This window comes from Empedobacter sp. 225-1, from assembly GCF_030328185.1.
GTDB classification, from domain to species: Bacteria; Bacteroidota; Bacteroidia; order Flavobacteriales; family Weeksellaceae; genus Empedobacter; species Empedobacter stercoris.
Genome location: NZ_JACALO010000008.1, coordinates 45,272 through 57,766 on the forward strand (window position 1 = coordinate 45,272; position 12,495 = coordinate 57,766).

The 12,495-nt window shown below is 33.2% G+C and carries 12 protein-coding genes and 1 pseudogene; 4 read left to right on the forward strand and 9 right to left on the reverse strand.

Annotated elements, in window-relative coordinates; translation table 11 throughout:
- Positions 1-35: 35 nt before the first annotated feature.
- The 9 genes and pseudogenes from HX088_RS03860 to panB form a co-directional block, all read right to left on the reverse strand.
- Positions 36-812 (reverse strand): GLPGLI family protein, encoded by a 777-nt coding sequence (locus tag HX088_RS03860; RefSeq protein WP_225538950.1) that lies wholly within the window; start codon positions 810-812, stop codon positions 36-38.
- 141 nt (positions 813-953) lie between these two features.
- Positions 954-1,556 carry a bifunctional nicotinamidase/pyrazinamidase gene (pncA, locus tag HX088_RS03865; protein ID WP_286483488.1) on the reverse strand — a complete coding sequence of 201 codons (603 nt, stop codon included), beginning with the start codon at positions 1,554-1,556 and terminating at the stop codon, positions 954-956.
- Positions 1,557-1,634: 78 nt separating this feature from the next.
- Complete coding sequence (locus HX088_RS03870; RefSeq protein ID WP_225538951.1) at positions 1,635-2,411, reverse strand: GLPGLI family protein; 777 nt, start codon at positions 2,409-2,411, stop codon at positions 1,635-1,637.
- A 74-nt stretch (positions 2,412-2,485) separates the two neighbouring features.
- Complete coding sequence (locus HX088_RS03875) at positions 2,486-3,271, reverse strand: GLPGLI family protein (RefSeq protein ID WP_260541158.1); 786 nt, start codon at positions 3,269-3,271, stop codon at positions 2,486-2,488.
- A gap of 95 nt (positions 3,272-3,366) precedes the next feature.
- Positions 3,367-4,359 carry a glycosyltransferase family 2 protein gene (locus tag HX088_RS03880; protein ID WP_286483489.1) on the reverse strand — a complete coding sequence of 331 codons (993 nt, stop codon included), beginning with the start codon at positions 4,357-4,359 and terminating at the stop codon, positions 3,367-3,369.
- Positions 4,360-4,371: 12 nt separating this feature from the next.
- On the reverse strand, positions 4,372-5,232 hold the full coding sequence (locus HX088_RS03885) for a lysophospholipid acyltransferase family protein (protein WP_188319604.1): 861 nt from the start codon (positions 5,230-5,232) through the stop codon (positions 4,372-4,374).
- Between the two features lie 31 nt (positions 5,233-5,263).
- Positions 5,264-5,941, reverse strand: a complete 678-nt coding sequence (locus HX088_RS03890; protein WP_284584219.1) for an RluA family pseudouridine synthase — start codon at positions 5,939-5,941, stop codon at positions 5,264-5,266.
- Positions 5,942-6,066: 125 nt separating this feature from the next.
- Positions 6,067-6,426, reverse strand: a pseudogene (locus HX088_RS03895) (four helix bundle protein).
- A gap of 95 nt (positions 6,427-6,521) precedes the next feature.
- On the reverse strand, positions 6,522-7,337 hold the full coding sequence (gene panB, locus HX088_RS03900) for a 3-methyl-2-oxobutanoate hydroxymethyltransferase (RefSeq protein ID WP_260541147.1): 816 nt from the start codon (positions 7,335-7,337) through the stop codon (positions 6,522-6,524).
- Positions 7,338-8,069: 732 nt separating this feature from the next.
- Between panB and HX088_RS03905 the strand changes: the two genes are divergently transcribed.
- Genes HX088_RS03905 through HX088_RS03920 form a run of 4 tightly spaced genes read left to right on the forward strand, consistent with a single transcriptional unit; the run spans position 8,070 to position 12,494 of the window.
- A complete protein-coding gene (locus HX088_RS03905) occupies positions 8,070-9,236 on the forward strand; it encodes a nucleotide sugar dehydrogenase (RefSeq protein WP_286483490.1) in 1,167 nt (388 codons plus the stop codon).
- Between the two features lie 17 nt (positions 9,237-9,253).
- Positions 9,254-10,300: a dTDP-glucose 4,6-dehydratase gene (gene rfbB, locus HX088_RS03910; RefSeq protein WP_286483491.1), complete on the forward strand. Its 1,047-nt coding sequence runs from the start codon at positions 9,254-9,256 to the stop codon at positions 10,298-10,300.
- Between the two features lie 54 nt (positions 10,301-10,354).
- Positions 10,355-11,215, forward strand: a complete 861-nt coding sequence (locus tag HX088_RS03915; protein ID WP_225541258.1) for an ABC transporter permease — start codon at positions 10,355-10,357, stop codon at positions 11,213-11,215.
- Between the two features lie 16 nt (positions 11,216-11,231).
- Complete coding sequence (locus HX088_RS03920; protein WP_286483492.1) at positions 11,232-12,494, forward strand: ABC transporter ATP-binding protein; 1,263 nt, start codon at positions 11,232-11,234, stop codon at positions 12,492-12,494.
- The last annotated feature ends 1 nt before the right edge of the window (position 12,495 follow it).

Sequence of the window (12,495 nt, forward strand, 5' to 3'; positions counted from 1 at the left end):
AGTTGAACCGATTGAAATCTTATTTTATGCATTGATTATTTGGTGTCTACGCCACCGCCCATCAATTCTTGTGCTTTTTTCTGGATTTCCAATACGACTTTCATAAATTCGTCTTGCGTTACAACCTCTCCTTTAGTCGGTAAGGCAATTTTTAAATCTTTATCCGAAATTTTCAAATCTTTTAAGGTATAAATCATTTTAGCGCCATTCGCTTCAAATTCTGCTTTGATGATTAATCCTGGTAATCCAGCTAAAGAAGTAGGTCCGTCTTTGATTGGAATTGCTGGTGCATACCAAGCGGTAACTGGAATAGAGTCCATCATCACACCTTCTGCTTTTGTTGCTTGGTATCCTGCGATATCCGTTTTTTCGCGTGAGATTTTCCATTTATAATCTGGAATCTGATCTTTGATTAAATATTGTTTAACCCCCATATCCACTTCTTTGTAGTATAAATGAGGTGTAACCGTAAAATCTTTGTACGTTGGTTTATTGTCCATTGCAGCCATTTGTTGCGCAATAATTCCTAAACCACCTTGACCATTGTTTACTTTTTCTTCTAATGTAAATGTTGAATTTTTAGAATTACTTTTGAAGAAATAAGTCATAAAAATTCCACCATCAATTTCAGCTTTTAACATAGGGCCAAATTGTGCTCTGTATGCTTCTGGAATAGTTTTCATGGTTTGATCATAATCCATTTTAACTTCCATGACATAAGTGGCGTCAATATTTTGTGCTTTATTGTCTTGTGCGATAGAAACTGTTGTTGTAAGAATTCCTAAGGCAAATGTTAAGATTGCTTTTTTCATAATTGTTGTATTTTCTATAGTTAGTCTACTTAGTAGGTTGAATGTTACAGAAAAATATTACATTGTTTAGTCAACAAAAAATGTCATTCAAAAAAAGGAAGGTTTCCAAATGACATTTTTTACGTTTTATTTATTGTTTGATTATAATAAATAAGTCGAAATATGACCACCTTTCTTTGCAAACTCTTTTTTCAATTCATCAAATGAATCTTGGTTAATCGCTTTTGTCGAACCTTCTAAAATATAAGTTGTATACCCAAGCGATAAAGCGTCTTTTGCTGTGTAGTACACACAAAAATCGCCTGCTAAACCACAAACATATACACTCGAAATATTGTGATCTTTTAGATAACCATTTAACCCTGTCGGATTTTTTTTATTCACATCAAAAAAAGCACTATACGAATCTATATTCGGATTCATTCCTTTTCGGATAATCGCACTAATCTTCTTTTGATTGATATCTTTATGCAATTCAGCTCCTTTTGTTCCTTGTACGCAATGATCTGGCCATAGAACTTGTTGTGTTCCATTTAAATCAATCACATCAAAAGGATTTTTTTCTGGATGTTGAGAAGCAAAGCTCTTATGATCTGCTGGATGCCAATCTTGTGTAGCGACCACCAAATCAAATTTTTCTTGTAATTTATTGATGCGTTCGATAATTTGATCTCCTTCATTAACAGCTAATGCTCCTCCTGGCAAAAAATCGTATTGCATATCCACGATGATTAAAGCTTTCATAGTATTTTATTTCTTAAGATTAATATGGTATTAAATATAAGTTTTTAAATACGAAAACAGCTAAATTTTCAAGGAAATTTAATCCCGTTTGTTCACGCCAGAATTTCGCATCTCTTCAAAACGTTTCCGTTGATCGTTCATTAACTTGTTGTATTCCTTTTGTGAAATTGCATTTTTATCTTTTGGCTTTTCGATTGATTTAGTATTTGTTGCAGTCGAAATATTCGTTAAAGATATGATACGCTTACCACTTATGGGACCTCTGTTGATCTCTGTTTCTACCTCTGCAATTAAACCAGGTAGACCCCAATAATTTTCAGGACCAGTTTTGTATTTTAAAGTCGGAATGTACCAAGCTGTTGTTTGAATACTATCAATAATAGCTGTTGCTTTTTTGGCTTCGTTACCTAAAATTGTTTTAGTTTCTCGCGTTAATTTCCACTCATAATTTTGCAAAGTGTCTTGTATAGTATAACTTTTCATCATCATGTTTTGTTCTTTCAACAACTGTTGTGTAGACGTATTTTTGTAAATGTTATCTCCATTCATCAACATCATTCTACCACCACGCAAACCTCTCATTCCTTGTTCTTGCGAATTAGAAATTTTCTCCACCAATTTATAAAGTGATTCTTCGCCTAATATGGTCAAGGTAAAATCTTGGGGTTCTTGTAACGATTTCACCATTTGTTCTTGTATATCTTTTGGCATTTGTCTACTTCCACCTCCTGGAGGTTGAAATTTAAAATCGTCGGGTAGAATAATTCGAGAAGTATAACTAACTTCTAACTTTTCTTGTTGCGCAAAAGAAACAATACTTATAAGTAAAATAAAAACTGAAATTATCTTTTTCATTTGTGTGATTTTGTCATTAGACAATTAAAAGGTGAAAATGTTTAATCGACTCAAAAAATATTTATTCTCAAAGTCTAATCTTTATCTACACCTTCTGAACGCATTTTTTTAAATCGTTCCATTTGTTTTTTAGACATTGTTTCAAACTCTTTTTCAGAGATTACGTTTTTTTCTTTTGGTTTTTCGATAGGTTTCATATCTGCAACTTCTTTTACTTCTGTTGCTTTTATCGTTACATTTCCAAAACCTTTATTACTCGTATTTTTAGTACTAATAATTTCTAATTCCAAAATCAAACCTGGTAATCCATTGTACATCGCAGGCCCGTCTTTGATTGCAATACTTGGAGCGTACCATGCCACTACAGATTTTGTACTGTCAATAATTGCAGTCGCTTTTTTGACATCAAAACCAATTATTTTTTTCGTTTTTCTGCTTAATTGCCATTTGTACTCGGTCAGCTTATCTTTTATTAAATAAGGTTTATCCATGAGATTAACACTTTTTGCAAATTCTTTTGTCGATAGATTTTTGTAAAGTCCATTTCCTCCCCCAGACATGCTCATTGAAACAGAAAAACCATTATTACCTTGATTATTACTTATCTTTTCAACTTTTTTATAAGTTGATTCGTTATCATTGATTACTAAAGTAAAATCTTTTGGTTCAGAAAGACTCTTGAAAACATTGTCATAAAAATCACTTGGTAAATTTACTGAACCAGAAGTTTCGACTTTCATGTTCTTTTTAAATTCATCTTTGTCTATATTTATAGTTTCTTGGTAAGTTACTTCCAGTTTCTGTGCAAAAGCGATTGTTGCCAATAATGAGAATGTAAATAGAGTTAATATTTTCTTCATTGTATGTGTTTATAAAACAATATTATGAAGAATAAATTTAATTTCTATAAATGTAGAGTATTAAATAAATGTTAAACCTTTATTGAAAATAAAAATTATTTTAAGTCGTTGAAGTACTGACGTTTTTGAATGAAGTATTGAAAAGGTAATAACCCAATGTCAGAATATTTTTTTGATTGATGATTTTGACGTTTTCTGTACATCTTAAAGAAACCTCCATAAAAATGTATATGCGACAAGAAAACTGCCCAAACATGCGGTAAACCTTGGGTAGGTAAAAATGCCACAGCGGCAATTCCATCCATTGAAAGACGGGTGAAAAGCATTGGAAATAATTTATTTGCTGGCAAGTTTTTCAGCATCATCCACAAACTATTTCTGTAATTTAAATACCATTTTTTCGGATTAGCTTTGTCTAAAGTAGCGCCTCCTAAATGATAAACAGTCGATTCTCCACAATAAAAAACTTTTCGACCTGCATTGTTTAATCGCCAACACAAATCGATTTCTTCCATGTGTGCAAAATAATCTTCATCAAAACCATTTTGCTCAAAGAAATCTTTTTTTCTGATGAATAAACTTGCGCCTGTAGCCCAAAAAATTGGTATGGTATCGTTGTATTGTCCATTGTCTTTTTCTAACGTAGAAAACACGCGTCCACGGCAAAAAGGATAACCAAACTTATCGATAAAACCACCACCAGCACCAGCGTATTCAAAATACGATTTGTTTTTGTAGTCTAATATTTTGGGTTGAACAGCAGCGATCTCTTCGTTATTTTCGAATAATATTTCAATCGGCTCAATCCAATTTTCAGTTACTTCAACATCTGAGTTTAGTAAACAAAAATATTCCGCATCAATATGTTTTAACCCTTCATTATAACCTTGTGCAAAACCATAATTCTCTTTGTTTTGAATGATTTTCACTTCAGGAAATTGAGTTTTCAACAATTCAATAGAATTGTCAGTTGAAGCATTATCAATCACATAAACTGTGGCATTTTTAGAATGGTTGATAACCGAAGGTAAGAATTGAGGAAGTAATTTTTCTCCATTCCAATTTAAGATGGCAATTGCTGTTTTCATGAATATTTAAAATTACAAATCGGCGTATTTCCAACGTTTGTGGCTCCAAAGCCAATTATCTGGATGTTGTTGAATATTTTTCTCTAAATGTTCAAAAAATTGATGCACAATTTCGTTTTCAGCAAAAGTATCTTGCTGAGGTTGCAAACGGATAAAAGTGGTGTGGTAATGACCGCGTTTTATTTTTTCTGTTTGACAATAAACAACGCCCATATCTTTGCGACGTGCAATTTTATCAAACCCATTAAAAACAGGCGTTCTCTGGTTAAGAAAGTTGATAAAATAATGAACGGCAGATTGTTTCGGACTTTGATCTGCTACGAATAAATACGTTAATTCACCGTCATTTGGCGCTTTCATCATAAAACGTAAAACATCTTTCATGTCCAATGCTTTCGTCCCAAAACGACCACGCATGGCATTAATTTTATCATTCCAAAATGGATTTCGAATCTTGTGGTAAACAGCAGCAGTCTCCTCTGTAGATAGATATTTGACAGCACCAATGAACCATTCCCAATTGAAAACGTGTCCACACATCATCATGGTATTTCGTTTTTCCGCTTTTATTTCATCAAAAACGTTGAGATTAGAATAGGTAAAACGTTTGTCTAATTCTTCTTGAGAAATTGAAAAGCTTTTTAAAGTTTCGACCAAATAATCACAAAAATTAGCATAGAATTTTTTATGAATGGCTTTGATTTCTTCTGGCGATTTCTCTGGAAAAGATTTTTCTAAATTGGTTCTAATAACACGCCTCCTATAGCCAATAACGGTGTATAACAGAAAGAACAAAAAGTCAGAAAATCTGTATAAAACCGAAAGAGGTAAGCGAGAAATTTGATAGATGATAAAATAAAAAATGCTGTTCATTCGACAAACAAATAAGCGACAAATTTACGAATTAAAATTTGGTTGTAGCTTGCCAAATTGCATCTTTCGGAACTGGAGCTACAATCGTCATTTCTTCTTTTTTGACAGGATGTTCGAATGTGATTTTATAGGCATGTAAACAAATACTACCGTCAGGGTTAGAACGTTTTGCACCATATTTTAAATCACCTTTTATAGGGCAACCAACTGCTGAAAGTTGTGAACGAATTTGATGTGAACGACCTGTGAATAATTTCACTTCGACACAATGAAACGTATCCAAAGCACCTAAATAGGTGTATTCTAATATCGCTTTTTTAGCTTCAGGCGTTGGTTTAGAATAAACCGTTGTTTTATTATTCTTTGGATTTTTCTTTAAGTAATGTTCCAAACGTTCGAAATCTTTCGGAGGTTTACTTTGAACAATGGCGCGATAAACCTTGTCAATATTTCGTTTCTGAAACATTTCGTTCATACGTGTCAAGGCTTTTGAAGTTTTAGCAAAAATTAAAACGCCAGAAGTTGGTCGATCCAAACGATGCACTAAACCTAAAAAAACATTTCCTGGTTTATTGTCGCGTTGTTTTATATAGTCCTTTAGACTATCGATAAGTGGAATATCTCCCGTTTCGTCTCCTTGCGCTAATTCGCCTGCTTTTTTGTTAATGATTAACAAATGGTTGTCTTCGAATACTATTTCTGGATTCATGATTTTTTGAGATTGAGATTGAGGTTGAGGTTGAGGTTGAGACTGAGATTTAGGTTGAGGTTGAGGCTTTCTTAACCTTAACCTTATCCTTTATCTTTACTTTATCCTCAACTTTTAGAATTATTTTAATTTTTTAAAACTTTTTTGAGTTTATTTATCTCAAAAATTGTAGCATTTAATTCCTCAAGAAGTGGATTAATGGAATCTTCTTTGAAATATCCAACTTTCTGCCCATAGAATAAATGAGATTTTGTTTCAAAAGCAGAACCTTTTGCAATTTCATAAAATCTAACTTTATCATTTATACTCGACTTACCAAAACCTTCGGCAATATTTGCTGAAATACTTTATGCAGAACGTCGAATTTGTGATGTTAAACCATAATCTTCCGTTCGTGGTAAATTTGAAGTTAATTCAAAAATTTGAACTGCAATATTCATGGCTTTTATCCAAATTGGCATTTCTGTGAAATCGTGATAAGGCATAATTTGAGACTGAGATTAAGTTTAAGAAAATAGACAGAGATTAAGGTTAAGGTTAAGATTGAGTTTTGTCTTTATCTCAACCTCAACCTCAATCTTTAATATTGTTCATTAACATTTGGGAAATCGCCCGATTTTACATCAGCAACATATTGTCCAACTGCTTGGTGAATTTGATCTTCTAAGTTTAAATATTTACGAACAAATTTTGGCTTAAATTCATTATTCAACCCTAACATATCATGTACCACTAAAACTTGTCCATCGCATCCAGATCCAGCACCAATTCCGATTGTAGGAATGTTAATTGATGCAGTAACTTTTGCAGCTAAATCAGCAGGTATTTTTTCCATTACTAAAGAAAAACATCCTAATTCTTCTAATAATTTAGCATCATTAATTAATTTATCTGCTTCGTCATTTTCTTTCGCACGAACTTTATACGAACCAAATTGGTAAATAGATTGTGGTGTAAGTCCCAAATGTCCCATAACAGGAATACCAGCATTTACAATACGGCGAATAGATTCTTCAATTTCTTTTCCACCTTCTAATTTGATGGCATGTGCACCAGATTCTTTCATGATTCGAACTGAAGATTCTAATGCTTTCTGCGGATCAGATTGATACGTTCCGAAAGGTAAATCAACAACCACTAAAGCACGTTTTGCACCGCGAACAACACATTGAGCATGATAAATCATTTGATCCAATGTAATTGGTAACGTTGTTTCGTGACCAGCCATTACATTTGCAGCAGAATCACCAACCAAAATAACTTCCGTACCAGCTGCATCTACAAGAGAAGCAATGGTAAAATCGTATGCCGTTAACATCGAAATTTTCTCTCCAGTAAATTTCATGTTACGAACAGTTTCGGTTGTAATACGTTTGATTTCTTTATTTACAGACATTACGTTTAATATTTATAACTTCTGTAAAGTTAAATTGAATATTAAAACAGAACTAATTTTGTTGAAATTATTTCATTTTATATGAAAGAGATTTCTCAATACCTCGAAATGATATACTATATGGGATTCTGAAACAAGCTAAGAGTGACAACGAATCTGAATATTGAAAAAGGCTGAAGAAAATGTCATATGATTTGGAGACGATTGTCAAAAAGTTGAGATAAAGAATTTTAAATTAAAAGGAGAAGCTTTGGTTGAGCTTAGGTATATATGTTCATTTTTTATTCATGATTTTTTTATTGTTTTCAATTGAATTCATATGCCCTTCGGGGAAGTCTTGACACAAAAACGAACCAAAAAGGTCAAGACTTCGATTTTCGCCGTTCAATTCTCATTTTACTCACTAAAAAGATTAAATGATTCGCATAGGCTCACTAATCTTTTTTACGTTCGTTTCAATGGATTGAAGCTCGTCTGCAAATCGTATGTCGGCTCTAAAATTGGTTGTTAAAAGTGGATGAGGTTAAGATTCTTCAAGAAATTTTAATGTTCATTTTCATTCCTGATTTATTGTAAAGCGTTTAAAATTACTTTTAAAACACTCACGCATAATATTACAGCAATAAAAGCTTTGGAATTCAGCTTCTATTTACTCATTTTTAGTGAATTGGTGTTTATATTTAGAGATTTTGACTAAATTTGTTCTCTTAAACTAATTATAAATCACCATAAATGAAAATAGCAATAGTAGGAACAGGCTACGTTGGCCTATCTAATGCCATTTTATTAGCTCAACACAATGAGGTAGTAGCGTTAGATGTTGTTCCAGAAAAGATTGCACTGCTTAATGCTAAAAAATCTCCGATTGAAGATGCTGAAATCATAGATTTTTTACAACACAAAGACCTTAATTTTCTTGCAACTTTAGACAAAGAGGAAGCGTATAAAAATGCTGAATATGTAATTGTTGCAACACCTACTGATTACGATCCGAAAACAAACTATTTTAACACATCAAGTGTAGAGTCGGTTGTACAGGATGTAAAACACTATAATCCGAATGCTGTAATTGTAATTAAATCGACTGTTCCAGTTGGTTTTGTAGAGGATTTAAAATCAAGATTAGATTATCAGAATATTATTTTTTCTCCCGAATTTTTGAGAGAAGGAAAGGCATTGTATGATAATTTATATCCTTCTCGAATTATTATTGGTGAACAAAGTGAAAGAGCGGAAGTTTTTGCTAATCTTTTGAAAGAAGGAGCGATTAAAAAAGATATTCCGACCTTATTTACACATTCAACAGAAGCCGAAGCAATCAAGCTTTTTTCGAATACTTACTTAGCGATGCGTGTTGCTTATTTCAATGAATTGGATAGTTATGCGCAAATTTATAAGTTAGATAGCAAACAAATTATTGAAGGTGTTGGTTTAGATCCTCGTATTGGCTCGCATTACAACAACCCATCATTTGGGTATGGCGGATATTGTTTGCCAAAAGACACCAAACAATTGTTGGCGAATTACGATGCAGTTCCAAATAATATCATACAAGCCATTGTCGATGCAAATAGAACAAGAAAAGATTTCATCGCTGACTCTATTTTAGCGAAAAACCCTAAGAAAGTTGGGGTTTACCGTTTGATTATGAAATCAGGATCAGATAACTTCCGTGCATCTGCTATTCAAGGAATCATGAAACGCATCAAAGCAAAAGGAATAGAGGTTGTTGTTTACGAACCAGTTCTGAAAGAAGATACGTTCTACGGATCGAAAGTAACGAAAGATTTAGAAACTTTTAAGGCAGCATGCGATGTAATTATCTCGAATAGAAATGCGCCTGAATTGGCCGATGTACAAGAGAAAATTTATACACGCGATTTGTTTGGAAACGATTAAATAACAACTAAAATACTATGAAAACAATATTAATTACAGGTGGAGCTGGTTTTATCGGATCTCATGTTGTAAGAGAATTTGTCTTAAAATACCCAGAAACAAAAATTATCAACCTTGATGCGTTGACATATGCTGGGAATTTGGAGAATTTGAAAGATATCGAATCGTATCCAAATTACGAATTTGTAAAAGCGGACATTGTTGATGCAAAACATATTTTAGAAATTTTTGAACACTATCAACCCGATGGTGTCATTCATTTAGCTGCCGAATCGCATGTGGATCGTTCGATTACGAATCCATTAGAATTTGTGATGACCAATGTGATTGGAACAGTTAATTTATTGAATGCTGCAAAACATATTTGGAAAGATAATTTTGAGGGGAAACGTTTTCATCATGTTTCGACAGATGAGGTGTTTGGTGCTTTGGGAGATGAAGGTTTTTTTACAGAAGAAACTTCTTATGATCCACATTCGCCTTATTCGGCATCCAAAGCGTCTTCAGATCATTTTGTAAGAGCTTACCATGATACGTATGGGCTACCGATTGTGATGACGAATTGTTCGAACAATTATGGGCCAAATCATTTTCCTGAAAAATTAATTCCATTGTGTATTCACAACATCTTAAACGGGAATCCACTTCCAATATACGGAGATGGAAAATATACGCGCGATTGGTTGTTTGTGATTGATCATGCGAAAGCGATTGATTTAGTTTTCCACGAAGGTAAAAATGGAGGATCTTACAATGTAGGAGGGTTCAATGAGTGGCAAAATATCGACTTGGTAAAAGAATTGTGTAAGCAAATGGATGAAAAATTAGGGAAAGAAGCAGGAACTTCCGAACAATTAATCACCTTTGTAAAAGACCGTCCAGGACATGATTTACGTTATGCGATTGATGCAACAAAAATCAACGAAGAGTTAGGATGGAAACCAAGTGTGACTTTTGAGCAAGGTTTGAGTCTAACTATCGATTGGTTTTTAGAGAACCAAGAATGGTTGGATAATGTAACCTCTGGTGATTACCAAAATTATTACGAAAAACAATATAATTAATCTGTTTTACGTTGATTTTAATCAACTTAAAACCTAACAACCTAAATTTATTTTATGAGTTTAGACTCGAATAAGAATCAAGAATGGTCACAAGTGATCGAATCTAAATCTTCTCTCTTTTCATTGAATTTGAAAGAAGTATGGCGATACAAAGATCTGGTGTATATGCTTGTGAAGAGAGATTTTGTAACTTCTTTTAAACAAACTATTTTAGGCCCTTTGTGGTTTTTTATTAATCCAATTTTTACAACAATCATGTATGTGATTGTTTTTGGGAATATTGCAAACTTATCAACAGATGGTGCACCGCAAATTCCTTTTTATTTGTCAGGAGTTATTCTATGGAATTATTTTTCTTCTTGTCTTAATAATACATCAAATGTCTTTAGAGGAAACGCCTCTATTTTTGGGAAAGTGTATTTTCCGCGTTTGGTTATGCCTTTAGCAATTGTAACGTCTAACCTAATGCAGTTTGCTGTGCAATTTTGTCTTTTCTTAGGTTTCTTAATCTATTACTTGATTGTAGACCAAAATGTTCACCCTAACTTATGGGTATTGGCGACACCATTTTTGATTGTATTAATGGCAGCTTTTGCGATGGGGGCAGGAATGATTTTTTCTTCCATGACCACAAAATACAAAGATTTGTCGATGCTACTTAGTTTTGGTGTTTCGTTGTATATGTATGTAACACCAGTTGTCTATCCTGTGTCTTCAATTCCTGAAAAATACAGATGGATTGCAGATATTAATCCTTTAACAGGTATCTTCGAATGTTTTAAATATGCTTATTTAGGCGTGGGAGATTTCAATGTTGGAATGCTACTTTATTCCACTGTTTTTATATTTAGTATTTTATTGATTGGAACCGTTATCTTCAATAAAGTCGAAAAATCATTTATGGATACTGTTTAATTAGTAAGAATTTATTATGTCAAAAAATATAGTTTTAGATGTCGAAAATGTTTCGAAACAGTATCGTTTAGGTGAAGTAGGAACAGGTTCATTGCAACACGATATCAAACGTTGGTGGGCAAATGTAAGAGGACAAGAAGACCCATTTCTTAAAATTGGAGAAACCAATGACCGTACACAGAAAGGAGATTCTGACTATGTATGGGCGTTAAAAGATATTAATTTTCAAGTAGAGCAAGGACAGGCTGTCGGAATTATTGGTCGAAATGGAGCAGGTAAATCAACCTTATTGAAGTTACTTTCTCGTGTAACCAAACCAACTACGGGTTCTATCAAATACAAAGGTCGTATCGCTTCGTTGTTAGAAGTGGGTACTGGCTTTCACCCAGAAATGACGGGTCGTGAAAATATTTATTTGAACGGTGCTATTCTTGGAATGACACGAAAAGAAATCACCCGAAAGTTTGATGAAATTGTAGCCTTTGCAGGTGTAGAGCGCTATATCGACACTCCTGTTAAACGTTACTCATCAGGAATGTATGTTCGTTTGGCATTTGCTGTTGCCGCACATTTAGAGTCCGAAATTCTGATAGTTGATGAGGTGCTTGCCGTTGGTGATGCCGAGTTTCAAAAGAAATGTTTGGGGAAAATGGGCGATGTAACCAAAGGAGAAGGACGAACGGTGCTTTTTGTGAGTCATAATATGACAGCTGTTGAGACACTATGCACAATTGCTGTATCTATGCGTCAGGGAACTATTGTTGATGTAGGGCAGCCAGAACTTTTGATTAAAAACTATTTGGCAGATAGTATCACAAATTGTAGAAAGATTGAATTTGATGACATAAATAAAGCCAAAGGCAATGAGCATGTAAGGATTAAATCTGCTTCAATTAATAATCTATCAACTTTAGATCCAGCTGAAACAATTGATGTTACATCAGATATAGAAATTGTTTTTGAAATAGTGAATCAAACCAAAGAAGAGAAACTCTCATTAGGTTTTGATTTAAAAAATACACGAGGAGATGTGATTTTTGGAACGGGTAATAAATTTAATTTTCCGATTGATATTCCAACAAAAATATCGTGTCAAATTCCTGGGAATTTATTGAATGATGATACGTATCAAATTTTACTTTATATACATACTGAAGGGATGAGCTCTTTATATGCAGAAGATGAAATATTAAGTTTTGAGATAAAAGATATAGCTAGAGAAAGTGGATATTTAGGAAAAGTTAATGGTTTTATTCGACCTCAGTTAATTTGGAAATAGC